21 protein-coding genes are annotated in these 18,873 nt (G+C 28.3%); 5 read left to right on the plus strand and 16 right to left on the minus strand.

Annotated features, from left to right (window positions below):
• Window positions 1-306: 306 nt before the first annotated feature.
• Window positions 307-501: an aspartyl-phosphate phosphatase Spo0E family protein gene (locus B3Z56_RS16480; RefSeq protein ID WP_035133703.1), complete on the plus strand. Its 195-nt coding sequence runs from the start codon at window positions 307-309 to the stop codon at window positions 499-501.
• Here the strand turns inward: B3Z56_RS16480 and B3Z56_RS16485 are convergent.
• The 5 genes from B3Z56_RS16485 to B3Z56_RS16505 all read right to left on the minus strand — a co-directional run bounded on the left by B3Z56_RS16485 (window position 498) and on the right by B3Z56_RS16505 (window position 4,783).
• Complete coding sequence (locus tag B3Z56_RS16485) at window positions 498-1,064, minus strand: flavodoxin family protein (RefSeq protein ID WP_346879207.1); 567 nt, start codon at window positions 1,062-1,064, stop codon at window positions 498-500. The two genes, B3Z56_RS16480 and B3Z56_RS16485, sit on opposite strands and share 4 nt — an antisense overlap.
• 6 nt (window positions 1,065-1,070) lie before the next feature.
• Window positions 1,071-1,463, minus strand: coding sequence for a hypothetical protein (locus tag B3Z56_RS16490; RefSeq protein ID WP_346846520.1), 393 nt, complete (start codon window positions 1,461-1,463; stop codon window positions 1,071-1,073).
• 358 nt (window positions 1,464-1,821) lie between these two features.
• On the minus strand, window positions 1,822-2,301 hold the full coding sequence (gene def, locus B3Z56_RS16495) for a peptide deformylase (RefSeq protein WP_035133709.1): 480 nt from the start codon (window positions 2,299-2,301) through the stop codon (window positions 1,822-1,824).
• Between the two features lie 92 nt (window positions 2,302-2,393).
• Complete coding sequence (locus B3Z56_RS16500) at window positions 2,394-2,735, minus strand: hypothetical protein (protein ID WP_346876969.1); 342 nt, start codon at window positions 2,733-2,735, stop codon at window positions 2,394-2,396.
• A gap of 44 nt (window positions 2,736-2,779) precedes the next feature.
• Window positions 2,780-4,783, minus strand: coding sequence for a S9 family peptidase (locus B3Z56_RS16505; RefSeq protein ID WP_346846518.1), 2,004 nt, complete (start codon window positions 4,781-4,783; stop codon window positions 2,780-2,782).
• A gap of 333 nt (window positions 4,784-5,116) precedes the next feature.
• Here B3Z56_RS16505 and B3Z56_RS18045 point away from each other — a divergent pair, with 333 nt between their 5' ends.
• Complete coding sequence (locus B3Z56_RS18045; RefSeq protein ID WP_414632290.1) at window positions 5,117-5,668, plus strand: metal-dependent hydrolase; 552 nt, start codon at window positions 5,117-5,119, stop codon at window positions 5,666-5,668.
• 78 nt (window positions 5,669-5,746) lie between these two features.
• Here B3Z56_RS18045 and B3Z56_RS16510 read toward each other — a convergent pair whose 3' ends face one another.
• Entirely contained in the window at window positions 5,747-6,670 is a 924-nt protein-coding gene (locus B3Z56_RS16510) for a DMT family transporter (RefSeq protein WP_346846517.1), read from the minus strand.
• A gap of 247 nt (window positions 6,671-6,917) precedes the next feature.
• On the opposite strand from B3Z56_RS16510, the gene B3Z56_RS16515 reads away from it, so the two are divergent.
• Window positions 6,918-7,181 (plus strand): ATP cone domain-containing protein, encoded by a 264-nt coding sequence (locus tag B3Z56_RS16515; RefSeq protein WP_150842366.1) that lies wholly within the window; start codon window positions 6,918-6,920, stop codon window positions 7,179-7,181.
• Window positions 7,182-7,239: 58 nt separating this feature from the next.
• On the opposite strand, the gene B3Z56_RS16520 is transcribed toward B3Z56_RS16515, so the two are convergent.
• The 7 genes from B3Z56_RS16520 to B3Z56_RS16550 form a co-directional block, all read right to left on the minus strand.
• Window positions 7,240-7,764: a biotin transporter BioY gene (locus tag B3Z56_RS16520; RefSeq protein ID WP_346846516.1), complete on the minus strand. Its 525-nt coding sequence runs from the start codon at window positions 7,762-7,764 to the stop codon at window positions 7,240-7,242.
• A 265-nt stretch (window positions 7,765-8,029) separates the two neighbouring features.
• Window positions 8,030-8,569: a DUF402 domain-containing protein gene (locus B3Z56_RS16525; protein WP_035134925.1), complete on the minus strand. Its 540-nt coding sequence runs from the start codon at window positions 8,567-8,569 to the stop codon at window positions 8,030-8,032.
• Between the two features lie 36 nt (window positions 8,570-8,605).
• Complete coding sequence (locus B3Z56_RS16530; protein WP_346876972.1) at window positions 8,606-9,145, minus strand: 2'-5' RNA ligase family protein; 540 nt, start codon at window positions 9,143-9,145, stop codon at window positions 8,606-8,608.
• A gap of 159 nt (window positions 9,146-9,304) precedes the next feature.
• On the minus strand, window positions 9,305-9,835 hold the full coding sequence (locus tag B3Z56_RS16535; RefSeq protein ID WP_150842363.1) for a 2'-5' RNA ligase family protein: 531 nt from the start codon (window positions 9,833-9,835) through the stop codon (window positions 9,305-9,307).
• A gap of 4 nt (window positions 9,836-9,839) precedes the next feature.
• The gene (locus B3Z56_RS16540) at window positions 9,840-10,880 is read right to left on the minus strand and encodes a S66 peptidase family protein (RefSeq protein ID WP_346879357.1); all 1,041 of its coding nucleotides are present in this window, start codon (window positions 10,878-10,880) and stop codon (window positions 9,840-9,842) included.
• Between the two features lie 83 nt (window positions 10,881-10,963).
• Window positions 10,964-11,440 carry an NUDIX hydrolase gene (locus B3Z56_RS16545; protein WP_346846513.1) on the minus strand — a complete coding sequence of 159 codons (477 nt, stop codon included), beginning with the start codon at window positions 11,438-11,440 and terminating at the stop codon, window positions 10,964-10,966.
• A gap of 368 nt (window positions 11,441-11,808) precedes the next feature.
• A complete protein-coding gene (locus B3Z56_RS16550; RefSeq protein WP_346879208.1) occupies window positions 11,809-12,675 on the minus strand; it encodes a CAP domain-containing protein in 867 nt (288 codons plus the stop codon).
• 371 nt (window positions 12,676-13,046) lie between these two features.
• On the opposite strand from B3Z56_RS16550, the gene B3Z56_RS16555 reads away from it, so the two are divergent.
• Both B3Z56_RS16555 and B3Z56_RS16560 read left to right on the plus strand, forming a co-directional pair.
• Window positions 13,047-13,658, plus strand: a complete 612-nt coding sequence (locus tag B3Z56_RS16555; RefSeq protein WP_346879209.1) for a histidine phosphatase family protein — start codon at window positions 13,047-13,049, stop codon at window positions 13,656-13,658.
• A 30-nt stretch (window positions 13,659-13,688) separates the two neighbouring features.
• Window positions 13,689-14,222 (plus strand): GNAT family N-acetyltransferase, encoded by a 534-nt coding sequence (locus tag B3Z56_RS16560; protein ID WP_035134932.1) that lies wholly within the window; start codon window positions 13,689-13,691, stop codon window positions 14,220-14,222.
• Window positions 14,223-14,364: 142 nt separating this feature from the next.
• On the opposite strand, the gene B3Z56_RS16565 is transcribed toward B3Z56_RS16560, so the two are convergent.
• The 3 genes from B3Z56_RS16565 to B3Z56_RS16575 are packed head-to-tail and all read right to left on the minus strand — an operon-like array spanning window position 14,365 to window position 18,837.
• Window positions 14,365-16,131 carry an ABC transporter ATP-binding protein gene (locus tag B3Z56_RS16565; RefSeq protein WP_346879210.1) on the minus strand — a complete coding sequence of 589 codons (1,767 nt, stop codon included), beginning with the start codon at window positions 16,129-16,131 and terminating at the stop codon, window positions 14,365-14,367.
• Window positions 16,128-17,873, minus strand: a complete 1,746-nt coding sequence (locus tag B3Z56_RS16570) for an ABC transporter ATP-binding protein (protein WP_346879211.1) — start codon at window positions 17,871-17,873, stop codon at window positions 16,128-16,130. Before B3Z56_RS16570 ends, B3Z56_RS16565 begins: the two co-directional genes overlap by 4 nt.
• Window positions 17,874-17,919: 46 nt before the next feature.
• A complete protein-coding gene (locus B3Z56_RS16575) occupies window positions 17,920-18,837 on the minus strand; it encodes a GNAT family N-acetyltransferase (RefSeq protein ID WP_346879212.1) in 918 nt (305 codons plus the stop codon).
• Window positions 18,838-18,873: the final 36 nt, after the last annotated feature.

An 18,873-nucleotide genomic window follows, 5' to 3' on the forward strand; every position in this document is an offset into this window, starting at 1 on the left:
GATTATATAATAACTCCCCCCAAATAATTACTATAATGTGAATTATAGCATTATTTATAGGTATTTTTTTAATTATTTTAAATTTATATTTGTTACATGTCGCAAAGTGTATTATTATATTTACTTCGATATCCGAGAAATGGCTTTAAGTCATCTTCATATATTTACTTATAAGTTTTTTATGATATATTTATCGCTTTTATGGTGATTTTTGTAAAACTTAATATGAATTTGACTATTAATAATCATTAACATTATGCTATATCTCTGTTAAAATAAAAATATAAAGTTTAAGGATGTGATGGTATGTTATTAAAATTTAAATTCCTAAATCAAAAAATTAAATCTTTTAAACTACTACTACATGTACTGCTTAGATTTAAGAGACCTACTGATAATATTGTTGTAATATGCTCTCAACATTTAGATGAATATATCGTAGAATATCAAAAGATGAGTAATAATTCTAATAATGATAAAAAACATAAGAAATTAGCCTAATTTACTTCCACATTTATCATGTTTTGACATTTTAAAATATCATCATAATGTTTATTAATATAATTATAATTTATGTCTGTATTGTCTATATATAGTTTAAATAAAATATCACAGTTAAGGGTATTAAAAAAATATTTACCTATAGTTTCCATATGGTTAAACATATTATTCCAGGAACTGCCCCCATTAAATATAAATATACCCTGTTTTCGTTCTTTTGTATTTTGTTTAAAAATAAACTTTTTACTCCAAAGCACTTGACACCTATCTATCAATGATTTTAATGGTGATGGAAACATACCAAAATACATAGGAGATGCTAAAATTATTATATCACATTCTTGTATATGTTTATAAATATCCGTCATAGAATCTTTAATTGAGCACTCCCCTAATACTTTACTACAATATTTACAATCAATACATGGATTAATATTCATATCATAACAATTAATATGCTTTATTTCCACGTTGGGATTAATACCTTCCAAAATTGAATCTATTATTTTATTTGTGTGACCTTCTTTATTGGGAGAACCATTTATTATAATTATTTTTTTCATAATTAATTATAACTCCATAATTAATTCATCAATATCTACAGGTAAAACTTCTCTATAAAATGCAACTAAAAAATTCATTGAATCATAATCCTCTTCAGAAAGCTCATAAGACAACATTTCATAATCTAAATCATACTCCTCTGAAATTTCATCTACTATGTCATTAATATTATCTATTGCAGTATCATTTAAATAAGGTAGAAAATACTCTTCATACCATTGTTCTCCTTCTCTTTTTTCCTCACAATCTTCATTGGCAAATTCTCTAGCTCCTTCAATTTCTAACTCGTCAAATTCGTAAGAAAATTTAATTATGAAGCAGTGATCATGCTTTTTTACTTCTGTAATATTTTCTAAAGCATTATCCTCTAAAATCTCTATAATTTCTTGTTTATTCATAGTATAGTACTCCTTTATTTTTATTTATTATATTTCTACTACATTTACTTAATTTTTGCATTTCTAAGTCTCTATATGCAAGATTTCTTTAATTCACTAAATTTATAAATTAATATTTGTTTATGTATTTCTTTATATTATATACTTTCACTTATTATATAATAAAGCTTAAATTTTACCTTTATTATATAATAATCTAAATTTTAGTATAAATCTATATGAAAGTTTTTAAATAGCCTATTTAAAGTTATTTATAATAACTTTAAATTCACAAAATAAACAAGAACTGTTAAAAGGTTATATTTATAAATAACCATTTAACAGTTCCATCTATTTTCACATTACCAATAAATAACTTTTATTCTTTACCTTCCACTAATTCATACATTTCATCAGCTTTTTCCATATAAAGAATTCCTTCTAAATGATCCATCTCATGACAAAAAACTCTTGCCATAAAATCTTCTACTTCATACTTTATAAGTTTACCATTTTCATTTAATGCTTCAACTATCATTTTTGTAGGTCTTTCAACCAATCCTTCATATCCCACATAGCTAAGACATCCCTCATAATCTCTAGCTGTTTCTTTAGATACTTTAATAGCTTTAGGATTAATCAGTATTAAAGGCGAAGAATTATCAGGCGTTAAGTCAATTAATATAACTCTTTTATTTACAGCAATTTGTGGAGCTGCAAGTCCAATACCTTCAACCGTTGATAATGTATCCTTTAAATCTTGAATTAAATCTCTTATTTCTTCATTTATCTCAACTACAGTATCACTAACCCTTTTTAAATGTTCATCTCCATATTGAACTATCTTCTTTACTGCCATCTTAAGTTACCCCTTTCATATTCTTTCATAAGTATATTAAACCATATTTTTATATATTTTTCATCCTATGTTTTTAGTATCTTACTAAAATACTAAGAAAAATAACCTACATAATAGCATATTAAAATTATCAAAGAAATACATCCCCTTAGTATATGATGTTTTAAATTCAGCTTATTAAATAATTTATATCCATGAATTATTGCAGCTACATGTATTGATATCAATCCTAACAAAAGTATATATAACATATTACTTCCACTTTTAAACTGTGTAATAGAAGCAAGTAAAATAGCTACGCTTCCTGTAATCATCAATAAATTAGGGAAAATACTTTCTCTACTTTCTTTGATGGCCATAGCACAAGCAAACATAGATAATCCACCATAGATTATTATTAAAATCAAGGATATAAGTTTAAAAGTCATAGCCATATTACTCCTCCTATTCTGAATTTTTTCATTTATAATTCATACAATTATTTTAGATGTTCTTCAAACCAATTTGTTATTTCTGTAATTCTTCTTATTCTATGCTTTGGTTTTCCACTTCTGCTAAGCTCATGGTTTTCTCCTCTAAACATGCAAAGTCTAGCTTCAACTCCATGATATTTTAAAGCTGTGAACATCTGTATACCTTCAGCTAACCAACATCTATAGTCTTCTTCTGAATGTATAAATAAAGTTGGTGTCTTAACTTTATCTGCATATTTAAGCGGTGAATGATACCATAACTTATCCACATTACTCCATGGAGTCCCACCATTTTGATCATCTACAAAATAGAACCCTATATCTGTAGTGCAAAACTTAGAAATCCAGTTAGATATACTTCTTTGAGATGCTGCAGCTTTAAATCTATCAGTATGACCAATTATCCAGTTAGTCATAAATCCTCCATAAGATCCACCAGTTACCCCTACATTGTTTACATCAATATTTTTATACTTCTCTAAAACTATATCTGTAAAAGTCATTATATCATGGTAATCAATAGTTCCATATTTCCCTCTAATGTCTGCATAAGCTCTCCCATGACCGTCACTACCCCTTGGGTTACAAAAGAATACAAAGTACCCCATATTAGCCCAAAGTTGCATCTCATGATAAAAAACTTCACCATATACAGTTTTAGGTCCACCATGAATATCTAAAATAGCAGGATATTTTTTATTTTCTTCAAAGTCTACAGGTTTTAATACCCATCCTTCTATTACAACACCTGGTTCTGTTTCAACCTCAACTCTTTCTGGTTTCGAGATTTTTAATTCATCATGAATCCACTGATTAAATTTTGAAATTTCACACTCGCTACCATCTTTTAAAGAATATATTTCTTGTAATTTTTGATTTCTAAGGCCTATAAATAATATACTACCATTCTTAACATCAAAACAATCTACAGACCCTTTATTAAAACATATTTTTTCTATATTTCCATCTATATTGATTCTATTTATATAAGAACTATCTATTTCTGTAGTTATAAAATATAAGTATTTACTATCTCTTACAATAGATTTTCCTCCTCCATATCTACAATCTGAACCTACAGAGTTCCATGTACTTTTATCAAAATCTGGAGTTAATAAGGTTTTAATCTTAGTATTTATATCTATTAGGTAGAATCTACCATCTTCATTAATTCCATATTCTTGCATATCACTTCCAAGTACTATTAATTTCTCTTCATCCATGAAATTTACATAGCTATAAGAAAATTTTTCTTCTCCGTTAATTAAAGAAAGCTCATCTAATTTAATATTATAAATATATAGCTCATCATTAATTGCTGCCTTATCTTTATAGGAGCTTGCAACAAATACTACCTTACTTTTATCTTCACTTAATTCTAATGACATAACCGAAGTATACTCATCAGTTATTAAGTTTATCTCCTCTGTACTTACTACATATTTATATAATCCACTTCTCTTTTTATTAGTGAATCCACCACCATTGCTCCAAAATGGAATCTCATCTAAAACTTCATAGTCCTTCTCTTCTTTTCTAGACTTTAATTCCTCAACTTTTTCAGCGTCAGAAAGTCCAATTAAACTTTTTCTCCCAACTTTATGAATCCCTGTGAATAGGAATGTATCTTCATCCACCTCAACTATAGTTTCAACTAACATAGGGATTTTAAAAGCCTTAACAGCTTCTCCACCACGGATATTTAACTTGTAGAATTGAGTAAATTCATCACCATCTTCAAGTTTCTTTTTATCCTTACTATCTCTTACTCCTTGAAATAATATAGTCTCATTATCTTGGAGCCATATATAACTTCTTTCTTTATTAAAAGCAGTCAATTGATGATACTTATTCAAAGTTAAATCATAAAGCCATAAATTAGAATCATATGTGTTATCCTCTAAATTACAATTAGACACTACAAAGCAAGCAGTATCTCCCTTTGGTGAAAAGTTTAGAGATGATAAAAAGTTATATTTTGTAAAATCTTCTAGTTGAATGTTTTTCATAACGCTCCCCCCAATTACATATTAAAATAATTATACCATATTTTAACTTCATTGTAATTATTATAGTATACCTTATTAACATACTTCACTATTTTTTTCTTAAACTAAACCAATTAATCATTGTACAGCTTTACTCCTTGTAGAACAGTAAAGGAAATATCTTTTTTAAATTTCACTTACTTGATTAATATAGTTCCATTATCAAAATTTTATCATACATATCACAAAAACATATGTACGTAACCCTATAATTAATATATAATGTATTTAACTACTGAGCAGATATTATAGCTTTAATAATTAGTAGTAAAACAAAAGATGACAGGTGAAAAAATGACAAAACAAACACATGAATCTGGTGGATTTTTAATTGGAGTTATAACTATTTACCCAATGGTCCTAAAGAACTTAAACAATTACTTATTAATTTATCAGTTATTATTGATAATTTTATATTTTCGTGCAGTAAATATTGGAGCACTCTTTCCTGATATAGATCTTAAAAGTTCTTATATAAGTAAAAGATATCCATTAATTTCAAAATCCTTAGGTAAAAAATTTAAACACAGAGGTTTTACTCATAGTTTACTGTGTTTAATAGTATTATATATAGTTTATATTTTTTTTATTTACATAAGCAACTGGAATGTGGTAATAGAAATATTATGCTATGGCTTTTGGTTTGGGTATGCATCACATATATTTCTAGATTTATTTACTCACCAAGGTGTAGAATTATTATTTCCACTTAAAATTAATATTAATTTCCTTAATCTTAAAACTAATTCAATAGGTGAAAAAATCTTTAATAAAATATTAAAGATTTTATATTTACTACCATTATCATATTATATTTATAAAATTTATATTTGTTTTCTACCATAACCTACTATGATTAAAGCTTGTATTATAATCTACTACATTCATAATTGCAGTAGCTATAGTACAAGCTTTAATATAATATTAAATATTTTCTACCATATCTTTTGAACCTTTTTCTGAAGGCTTTAGTTGAGAAATTATTATAGCTATAAATATAAGTATACATCCAACTAAGCCTCTAGCACCAATTCTTTCTCCTAAGAACATAGCACCTCCTAATGCACCAAATACAGATTCCATGCTAAGAAGTATAGCTGCATGTGACGGTTTTGCATTTTTTTGTGCTACTACTTGAAGAGTATATGCAACTCCTACAGATAAAAGCCCACCATATAATATTGATACCATAGCTCCAGAAATCCCTACCATATTAATATCTTCAAATATAATAGCCATTACTAAACTTAAAATTGAACATGTAGCAAATTGTACACTTGATAACTTTAATGGATCTATTTTTTTAGTAAAGTTGTCAATTAATAAAATATGTACAGCCCATCCTACAGATCCTATTAATACTAATAAATCACCATTTGATATAGAAAAATCTTCATTAATACTTAATAAATATAATCCAATAATTGCTATAACTATTCCTAGCCAAGTACTTTTATTAACCTTTTGCTTTAAAAATAATCCTAATATAGGAACTATAACCATATAGAGTCCAGTAATGAAACCAGCCTTTCCGGCAGTTGTACCCATAACTCCCATTTGCTGAAGACTTGTTGCTATAAACAAGGCACAACCCGCAATTATCCCAGCTTTAACTGTAAGTTTTAAAGAATCTCTATCATTATTTTTGGTTTTCTCATTTTCCCCCTTTTTCTTATTTAAAAATAAAATTAACGGTATCAACGATATACTTCCAAGGGCAAACCTAATACCATTATATGTAAAAGCCCCTACATGTTCTGCTCCTACCTTTTGAGCTACAAATGCTAACCCCCATATTGCAGCTGTAAGTAGAAGTAAAATATTTGCTTTTAGTTGAGTCTTAGTCATAATAATCCCCTTTCAATTTAAACCTTTTTCATTATGAGAAAATTTATTTCTCATAATGAATAATCTATATGTTTTTTAACATATACTTATTAAATTCTACAAATTTTTCATTATTCCTCTTTTAAATAAAATTTTATTAGTACTACAATTTTATTACTTAAATATATGTTATTATTATATATTTAAGTGTATAATTACTATAAATAAACTTATGTGTGAATAATAACTATAGTAAGGAGGCGTTTAAATGAAATTTATAAAGAAGAATGGAAATGTTGTTTCCTTTGAACCATCAAAAATTAAAACTAGTGTTGAAAATGCTGGCTCTGATGTAGATATTCAACTTAACTCTAAAGAACTAGAACTAATTGTTTCAGATGTAGAGTCAATCTTAATATCTTTATCTAGAGAAATAACTACTGGTTATGAAGTAAGAAGTATTGTAGTAGAAGCATTAATTAAATATGGATATAAAAACATAGCTAAGTCATATATGCTAAATATACTTTAATCCTAAATCAGTTATAAAAAGCACAGTAGTTAATATCTACCGTGCTTTTATTAATCCTCTATACATATTTTTTTAACTTTTTAACTAAGAAAGCTGATAAAATGATTTTTAATATATCTCCAATTAAAAATGGTACTACACACATAAGCAACGCCTCTATTAGTCCACTTTGAATTATATGCATAAACCATACTGTTCCTACGAAGTAACATCCTAAGATACCTACTACCATAGCCACTGTATAAGAATATATACTGTTCCCTAACCTTTTAACTATAACTCCAATTATAATTGTAGTTATAATATATCCTACTATATATCCCCCTGTAGGACCAACTAGAATTCCAAGCCCCCCTGTAAAGTTTGCATAAACAGGAACTCCGATAGCTCCAATTATTACATATACCAATTGACTAATTGCACTTATCTTAGTTTCTAACAAACCTCCTGCAATAAAAACTGATATCATAGCAAGATTTATAGGAACAGGAGTAAATGGCAGTGGTATTGATATTTGTGAGAGAATAGCTGTTAATGCAGCAAAAATAGCGCATAATATAATGTTCTTAGTTGTAATTTTCAATGTTGTACCTCCAATATTAATACTTATTATATTTATTTCAAATATTTATTCCCTCATATATTAACATATGTGTACATCCATTTCTATAGCTTTTGCGAAAATTGTAATCTTTTTATTAAGATTAGGTTTACAATTTCTTTTGTGGATTTTTTAAATTGTACCTATACTAAAAAATATTACACTAATCCTTATGAAATGTTCAACTTTGTTTGAAACATGCTCAGAGGTATCTTATACAAAACATTTCTTATATGTAATATATTTCCTAAGAAATATTTTGTAAATGGTTATAATATTTCTTAGTAAGTTCATATAATTTTTCAAAGTTTTTATTTATCCATACAATAAGTTCCTTAGCCTGTTCTTTTGCATCTCCATATTGTTTTTCTGTTATTTCCTTATTATTTAAAGCCTCTTCTAATTCCTCTTCGTCTAATAAAATTACTTCTCCTGTAGTTAACACTACTATATCCAAAAATAAGTCATCATAAAAAGGTATTCCATCCTCAGTAAGTTCATATTTTTCTGAAATGTCAAAATACCATTGAATTATATTGTGTTTTTCATCAATCATAACTGTTAATACATAGTTTTTATTTTCTGGAAAATACTGAATCCAAGAATATTCCTTATCCACAATACAATAATCCACACCCTTAGTTTGTATAATTAAGGGTTCTGTTATCTCTTTCATATGGATACTTGATATATATCCTCTTAACTCTTCATTATCTATGAATTCAATTTTAAACTCTTTCCTTAATACTCTACTCCAATCTGGCTTATTAGCAAATCTTCTCTTCATTATATATCGTCTCCTTATAATGCTTATTAATATAATCTACTCTTGTAAATTAATCTCTATTTCCCTAATCGATCTGTCATTTTTAACTACAATTTCTGCAGATATCTTGTCCACCTTAGAAAAAAACTTTTCTTTCACGTTTCCAATTTTTTTATAAGCAATATTTAGCTCTTCCTCAGAACTAAATTTACCAATAGTCATATGTGGTATAAATTCAATCTGACTTAACCACTGTGGCTTATACGCCTTAAGTATTCCATCATATAATCTACTGTGAATTTCTCTTATTTCTTCTTTGCCTTTCTTTACCTCTAAACATAAATATAAACTTGAATCACTGCTAATTTTTATTATTCCTTCAAGTTCCACATTAAAGGGCTTTACACCCTTTAATGCTTCATTCATCCAATTCCTCAATTGGTACTCTTTAATTTTACTTTCAAAAGGAAAGACTAACGTTATATGAGGGCTCACATTATTTACAAAAGGATCATAAGTTTCTCTTATTTCATTAATTGTATTTATATTTTGAAACTCTGGAAATATCATTATACATCTTTTTATATCATTACCCATAGCTACTCCTATCCAGATATATATTATAAATATATAAAGTTTATTCTAGCATAAACTAAAAATTTATTGTAATTTTAATTATATATATAACTATATCTATATTAATTTTCTATAATAACTATTGATATTAAATTATCACTCAGTAGTTATTATATTATTTTACTTTTGGAAAAGATACTCTCTATGTAATACCCAAGTATTAGTCTCCCACCTATAAATACATACATTATCAAAATAGCCATGAAAATTGCATGGATACTTATTTACATAATTCCAAAGATCATAATATATGGTTTTTATTCTTTTTGAACTTATGGTAATATGAAATATTTTATCCTTACCATCTTTATTAGTAAATTCAATATAAGGAATCCTACTCATTTTACTAATTAATTCATCGTGAAGAGCCTTTCCCTCTTCACTCATTATCATATCCATATATATCACTCTATCATCAAAGTGATTATAACCGTTAATCTCTAAAGGCTCTCTTTTATGAGATATACAATAATTTTCTATAGATTTCTCTAGTTCTTTAATATCTCCATCATATTCAAAGGGGGCTTTTATAGTAAAATGTGCAGGTAATTTTGAAGACTTAGCCTTAAACTTATCATAAACTTCTTTTCTAAGATTATTGTTAAAATCTCCTGCTTCTCCCTTTATAACGGAAACAATAACGTATCTCATTTTATCACTTCCTAACTCCACTTTCTATTATTGAAAAACCCTTCTCTTCACAATCTATTTCAGCTTTTGCTCCATAAGGAATTGTAATCATAGGTGCTGTGTGTCCAAAATTCACATTAAATAGTATTGGTAAATCTTTTAGTTTCAATTCATCTCTTATGACCTTAATAAAAGCTTCCTTATACTCATTATAATAAACATTATCATAAGGTTTTCCAAAAACTATTCCATTTATATTTTGTAAAATTCCTTGAGCTCCATAGTTTCGTAGCCAATATTCCACATAAGTAGGTTCTGGTTTATCTTCTGATGTTTCCAAAAACAATATTCCATCTTTCCACTTGTCACTACTTGGCCATACTTCAGTTCCTTTTAACATTTCTAATACATCAATACAACCACCTATTAAATGTCCTTGAACCTTTCCACTTCCTTGTAATATTTCATATTCCATATTTCTATTTACTTTTCTTGGAATAAATTTATTCTCTATTTGCCAAGGTAGATGTTCACTTGTCCAAATTTCTGATGGTCTAATATTACCAATAACATCATTAGTAAATAATACTCTATTTATATAAAACTTAGTATAGTCAAACATTTTTATATTTTCTGCAAATTCAGAAAGTACCGCAGGTCCATAAAAGCTACAAATTCCAGCTTTCATACATATAAAATGTGTAACTGTACTATCAGAATAACCAATAAAGATTTTGGGATTATTTCTTATTACTTCGTAATCAATATAAGGTAAAATTCTTATGCTTTCATCGCCCCCGATACAAGAAAAAATACCTTTAATCGAAGGATCTTTAAAAGCTTCCATCAAATCCTTTGCCCGTTCTTCTGGATTATTGTATACATATTCTGTACCCTTAAGAGTTGTCTTCATTTCAATAACTTGAAGCCCAAAATCTTCTTGGAGTCTTTTTTTCCCAACTTCATATCTCCAAAGAATATTTTCATCTCCTGCTCCGCCCCAAGATAGACTTATAGTTGCAACTTTATCTCCTTCCATTAACATAATGGGTTTTTTAAGTCCCATGGAGTTTAAATCATTTCCTTCATTGTTTTTATAATCTGATTTTAACACATCTTCAAAGTTTTTTCCCATTTTTTAACTCCCTCCTACCTAATGCTTATAGGTTTATTTATACTTGCTCCATCATCTAAAGTATATATTCTGCAAACTTTATTAAATAAATGAGGCTGTATTGATGGATAAGTAAGATTTTTAGGTTGATTATCGAATAAGCAAATTTCCCTAATTTCCAAGTTAGGAAGTTCACCTAACTCCTCAATATCGGCAAAGAAAAGTGCCCCATAGGATTCATCATATTCATCAGTGTCATTACTCTCCCTTACAACAGAGTATATATTTACAGGATTAAGTTTAAATTTTATAGCTCCTGTTTCTTCTCTCAATTCTCTATTTGCAGTATCCTTTATACTTTCATTCTCTTCTCTATGTCCTCCTGGAATCTCCCAAGTATCTCTTTCTTTATGCTTTACAAATATCCATTGATTCATATATCTTGCCATTATTACTGCAAATTTCAATTTATAATCATCTATTTCGCTAAATTTATAAAAATTAACTTTCATTATTCCACTCCTTACCAATATAAGATTACTCTATAAACAGAGTTCTTAGCTTCTCTGAAGCTTACTAACAGAATTCTTAGTATCAATTTATTTGATACTTAGAAGTCGTTGTCCTTTAGGGGAAATCGTTATCCAGGGACGTACCAGCTCTTACTCCCACTTTGAAAAAGATGGAGTATTAGAGCTGGTAGTCATCGGATTAGCCTTTATTATATATTACAATAAACTTACAGTATTAACAAATGAATAATAACTTTTAATAAATGTTTTATGTAAAATAAAAGCACTAAAGATATTTTTTATCTTAGTGCTTTTTTAATTTAATCCTTAATTATATATTTACAGTGAAACTTTTAATGCTTGTACTATTATTTATAAAACTCTTGTGTAGCATAGTATCTATTCCCAGCTTTATATACACCAACACCTATACTTGTAAAGTTAGGAGATAGTATGTTTTCTCTATGTCCTTGTGAATTCATCCAATTTATCATAAATTGATTTGCAAGTTCATTTATATCAGATACTCCACCTATATAAGCTATATTCTCTCCCCAAGATCTATAAGAAATACCATCTCTAGCCATTTGTGCTGTTATAAGCTCACCCTCTAGATTTCTATGGTCAAAATAATTTTTATCTCCCATATCCTTTGATTTTATTCTTGCGTATTTCTCCATAAGATTACTGTAACTTAGGGTGCTCATACCCGCTGTAGCTCTCTCTTCATTTACTTTTGTAAATATAAGCTGTTCTATTTGCGATGAAAAATCACCTGTAACTGTTGTAGTCGGTGTAGTTGATTTAGATGGTGTATTCACTTTTTCCTGAGATGGTACCGATGACTTTTCAGTATTACTATAAGAATTACCTCCAGTTATTTCTTCTTGATTATTAACTGTAGTATTAGAACTTTCTTTTTCCTCTAAATTACTTCCTTCATAATTATTAACTACATTTTTATCATTTTGTGAATTATCAGCTTGTCCACCACCCCGAGATAACCTAGTATCTTTACTAAGGTTTATTTCTTCATTACTGTTTTTATCTTTTTCATCTACTTCATCAGACAAAGCAATTTCATTTCTCTTGTCCTCTATTGTGTCTTCTTTTTCATCTACACTTTCAATTGTTGAATTATTAATGTACTTAGAATTATTTTGTAAAGTTAATCCTACCAGTGCAGTGCCTGCTAATGCTCCACATATAATTAATGTAATAAGTTTCCTTTTCATTAGTATCACTCCTTTTAATTCCCTTATTATTTATTTATAACATAAAATATAGAATTTTTTATTAGTAGAACACTTCCTATGATTCTATAATAATTAATAATTTCATATTATTTACTTATAATAACGTTCCTCTCTTCCATAAATTTTTCTACTAACTATAATACAGATGCTATAATTGTTACCCTTTTCCAGGTTAATAAATGAATATAATCTATATATAAATTTTAATTTATTAAAAAATTTATTATTCTTCACCTATGAATAGCCACTTAATTGCAATTATATTTAACTAAAAATTCATATAATTCATTTTATTTATATTATATAATTATTTTATAACCTTAAATTAATTATGAGGGGGAACTATAAATTTGGATATCATTATAATTAGACATGGTCAATCAGAAGCAGACATATTAAATGTTCATGAAGGAAGAGCAGATTTTCCATTAACAGAGCTTGGAAATAAGCAAGGTTTAGCTATGTCAAATTTTTTATCAATTAATTATAATATTGATAAAATTTATTCCAGTCCGTTAAAACGTGCTAGTGAAACTGCTAAAATATTATCTAATGCTACTAACATTCCTATTATATATGAAAATGGGCTTATGGAATTTAATAATGGACTATTAGCAGGGTTATCTAGAGAAGAGGCAAATGAACGCTATCCTGAACCTGCTATAAGATGGCCTCACACATCTATGTATGGAATGGAAAGTATGATAGAATTCAGAGCTAGGGCTGAATCCATATTATCAAAGATAGTTAGCGAAAACTCCTCTGATTCTACTATAGCCATTGTTGCTCATGGTGGCATTATAAATATGCTTTTTAGAAGTTTTCTTGAGCTTCCTATAAATTCACAACTTTTTATATCTACAGGTGATACTGGAATACACCACTGGCAGATAACTAGCTGTTGTCATAGAATAATTTATACAAATAAATTATCTCATTTAGATACCTTAGATAGTAAATAATCTATTAATATAAGTTATGAAAGGAAATAAATGATGATATATAAAGAATTAAAAATAACTGACTTAGTTCCTGAACTATTAAATGATTTTGATAGACATGAGAAAATATACAGAGCTTGGAGACTAAGAGATGATGGAAGTGAGTATCTAAAAGATATCTATTATGAAGAGAATTGGGATAATAATGAGCTATTATGCATATGTAATGAATTAAAATCTACATTTGAAAAAGGTGGTTCAGTTTTTGCAGCCTTTGATGAAAGTAAATTAGTAGGGTTTGCTTCCCTAGAAAATGAATTCTTTGGGAGTAAAAAACAATATATTCAATTGTCCAATCTTCACATTACAAACAGCCACCGCCATAAAGGTATTGGGAAAACACTATTTAACATGTGTATTGATAAAGCTAGAGAATTAAAGGCTAGTAAAGTTTATATCTCTGCCTCATCTTGTGAAAATGCTCAAACCTTTTATAGGTGTATGGGATGTATACTAACTAAAGAAGTAAATAAAAAGCTATATAATCTTGAACCCTTTGATTATCATATGGAATATATCTTATAAAATATATTATATTTAACTCAATATAAAATGCTTAAAAGGAAGGAAATTAATTAAACATGTAATTAATCTCCTTCCTCCTATTCAATAGGTAAATAAAGTCTAACTTTGGATATTCAGAAACTTCTTCTATATAGGCTATCTTCTATGCTTCAAGGCCCCATATCTGCCTCATTTCTTCACAGTTTTTAAGAAGTTCTTCAAGTTTTCCCTGTCCTGCAATTTTTCCATCCTTCATAACTAAAATTTTATCTGCATTCTTTAAGGCTACATGTCTATTAGAAACTACTAAGGCCGTTATATTTTTTCTTTCAAACATCCTATCCCAAAGCTTTATTTCTGTTTCTATGTCTAAGGCACTAGATATATCATCAAAGACATATAAATCAGCCTTTCTTACAAACATTCTTGCTACAGCTACTCTTTGTCTTTGACCTCCGGAAAGTTTTACTCCTTTAGAACCTATCAATGTATCTATTCCATCCTTAAAATTCTTAATATCCCTATCTAAAACTGCTGAATATATAGCTTGCTCCAATTTTTCTCCTTCATCCTTTAGTCCTAAAAGAACATTATTTTTAATAGTATCACTAAATAAATTAGGATTCTGAGATGTATAAGCTACTATTGGCGGTGTTAGCTTTTCACTATTTTTTTTAACTTCTTCATTATTTAGATAGATTTTCCCACTATCTACAGGTAACATTCCTAAAATAGATTTTATAAGAGTTGTCTTCCCTGCTCCAATTCTTCCTGTAACTACTACTAAATCACCCTTATTTACTCTTAAGTTAATATTTTCTATACCACTAGTTTCATTATACTTATAGGTTAGCTCCTTAACCTCTAAACTCTTAAATTCTATATCTTCTTGTTTACATTTCTCTTCAATTAATTCACCTTTTAGATATAATGAATTATGAGCTAATAACTCTTTTTCCATATTTTCATCTAAGAGTTTAAACATTCTCTTAAATGCAATTCCCCCTTGCTGATACCTAGCAAAAATTTCTCCAAGGAAGCCTGCAAAATCAGCTACAAAGGGAAGATAATATAGAAATAGTGAAAAATCTCCTACTGAAAAGCTCCCTTTCAGCATATATTTACCTGTTAATAGCAATATAAATCCAGTACCAATAGTTACAGCATTTTCATATATAGCATCCATGATATTTACAAAAATCTTATCGCGCACCATATATTTCATTCTTTTTTCATTAAGATTATTTAGATTATTAATTATATACTTCTCACTTCCAGATATTTTTATGGCTTGTATTCCAGTAAATATTTCCCCTATAGCCCCTGATACATCACCAGTTGCTTCCCTAGCAGTAGTCCTGTATTTTGAAATATACTTCATAGCCTTTTGTGATAATAATATTACTATAACTAAAGGAGCAAAAATAAATAAAGTTACCTTTACATTTATGGTTAATAAAATAATTAGTGCTCCTAAAGCAAATAATCCATCCCCAATTATATCTAAGGTGAAGCTTATAACAGTCTCAATCTCTTCTATATCATCTCTAAAACAGTTCATAGACTCACCTAAAGAAGTCTTATTTTCAATTAATGGATTATTTATAATACACTCTAGTAGATTTCTTCTAAGTAATCCACTCATAGAAAATCTATGGTTAGCGTCTACTCTTCCACCCATAGCTATAATAATTGATCTAGTTAATGCTACTACTAAAATTAATGCCATAAGGCTTAGAATTTCACTATTCAACCCTCCACTTTTCTCTAAGACTTCAAAAAATCTCTTAGTAATTAAACCCGGTATCAGTGGAAACATATGAATTGTTATCCATAAAAAGCAGTTGAGTAAATAATACCATGGTCTATACATTATCATCTTACCAACATACTCAAGCACTGGAATTTTCTCCTTTTTACTTTTTATCATGCCAGCACCTCCTCCATACCCTTTTGTAGTAAATTATAAAATTTTGAATTATTATCTTTATAAAGTTTCTTTCTATTGCCGTACTCTACAATTGTTCCTTCTTCAAGAATCAAAATGCTATCTGCTCTACCAACTGTTCCAAGTCTATGAGCTATAATTATACAAGTCCTATTTTGGAGTAGTTTATTTAGCGCATTATCTATAAGTCCTTCAGTGATTGGATCAAGTTTTGAAGTAGCTTCATCTAAAATAACTAATTTGGGATTTTTAAGAAACACTCTTACAAAAGCGAGAAGTTGAGCTTCTCCTGAAGATAAGCCACTACCACCATTATCTAGAATAGTATTTAGCCCTTGGGGTAAATTATTAAGCCATGGCATTAATCCAATATCTTCAATGATATTAAGTATAGTTTCATCTTTAATACTAGGATTAAAGAGTGTGAGATTTTCTCTAACTGTTGCATGAAAAATTTGTACTTCTTGAGTAACATAACTAATATTTTCCATTAAACTTTCTTTAGTGAAGCTCTTTAAATCCTCTCCATTAAATCTAATAGCTCCATTGCATACATCGTATATCCTTACAATTAACCTAGCTAAGGTAGTTTTACCACTCCCTGTATGACCTAGTACTCCTAAAATAGTATTTTTTTCTATATTAATATTTATATCTTTAAGTACAGCTTCTCCATCTTCATAACTAAATGAAACTCCATCTATAGCTACATCAATAGAATCTTTACTATTTAGACCATTATAGCCGTACTTTATTGTACTTTTAATTTGCAAAAGCTCTTTTATACGCTTAATACTTGCTTCAGCTCTTTGAAGTTTTTGCATCTGTGATCTGATTTCTTCTAGTGGATTAGCCATAAGCTCAACATAGTGAAATATTAAATATACAGTACCAAAGGTTATTAATGAATTCCCATAAAAATACGCTGAAAGTATTAATGCTGCAGCATTACCTAATGCAAAGACAATTATGTTAGCTATCCACATATAATAGTGGCCTAAACTGGCTTTTATTTCAACGGGCAGCATTTTTCTAAATAATTTATATAAACTATTCATAGTGTAATTTTTACTGCCACAAGTATTTATATCTTCCACACTAGTAATGTGTTCCCCTAAAAAACCATACAACTGCGCACTATATTCCCTTGATTTTTCCCAATGCTTTGATGAATGTTTTTCTATATATTTCATTACAACCATATCCAAAATAGCAATCATGGTTAATGTTAATCCAATCCTCCAATCTTCTTTATATAGCAATAAAATTATTCCTATTAAAAGTCCTAAATTTGATATAAATTGCAATACAAAAGTGGAGAAGAAACTAAATAGAGCATTTACATCTCCATCAACCCTTTCAAGCATCTCTCCTGATTGATGTGTTTTATGGAAATCCATATCTAAGTTTATACAGTGCTCTATTAAATCTCCTCTTAATGCATTAGTTGCTCTCCATCCAACCTTTTCACTAATATAAGTTGATATAATTTTAAATACTTGCCTTATAATTCCAAAAGCTATAAATAACAGAGCTGCTATTACTAAATTTTCGCTGCCCAAATTCTCTGTTACAGCATCAATATAATATCTCAATATTTGTGGGTTAGCTAATTGTATTACTAAGTTAATAACTAATATAAAAAATAGTAGTATTACCATATTTTTTTGCTTTTTTAAGTACTTATATAATAATCCAAAGTAATCTTTTATTGGCAACTTCATTGTCATCCCTCCTTTCAATTGATTATATTGAAACCATTTCTTTTAATTAAACTAACTTCATCTGTGTCAGCTCAAGTCCCTTTAAAAAGCCTAAGTTCTCATAAACCTCCTCAGCTTCATTTCCTATATCAACATACAGCCTAACTACAGGATATTCTTTCTTTAGAATAGTAAGCGCCTTTTTTAGCATCTTAGTTCCAATACCCCTGCCTTCATAGCTTGGCTTAACAGCTATCTGAGATATTAAAGGCCATTCCTGCCAAAGTGATACATAGCAAACTCCCACTAGCTCATTAGTATTCCCATCATATACAAGGGTAGAAGCTCTATTTAGCATGTCACTGTCTAAATAATCATCAAAGTATTCTTTTACCCAACCTGTATATTCCTCTAGAGTATAACTACTATGAAGATTCACATTGTTTTCAAATGCCTCATAAAGTAACTTTCCTATTTCTCCTTGATTTTCTCTTTTAGGTAAATTCGCATAAAAACCTTCTCTCCACATAATATTGAATTCTTCTGTCGGTCTTATCATCCACCTACCGCTTTCAATTTTCTTAAATCCTATTTTCTCATAATTTTCAACTAAAGATGGTTGTACTATATCCGCAAGTATATCCTTTGTAGTATCTGACCAAAAAACTAGAATTTCTTTAAGTCTTTCTAATAATAAATCTACATTTGAATAGGGAGGTATAATGAATAATTCTGATATATTATTAGGTTCTATAAACACTCCACCTATTTTTTTATCATCTTTAATAATCCAAAAGCATTCATCTTCATCATCAACTACAGTTCTCATTACGTCATAACTTTTCTTAAAGAAGCCATTGGCAATGTTCATCTGTGAGTAAACTGTATAGTAATCAGTGAACCCTTTATTATCAGCCCTTTCTAGTCTATATCCATCCCTTAATTCATAACTTAATATTTCCTTTGACCACTTTTGAAATTTCATATACTATACCCCCTTAAGTATCTGTTCAAATCATTT

Source organism: Clostridium sp. UBA7791, from assembly GCF_002480755.1.
GTDB classification, from domain to species: domain Bacteria; phylum Bacillota; class Clostridia; order Clostridiales; family Clostridiaceae; genus Clostridium_J; species Clostridium_J sulfidigenes.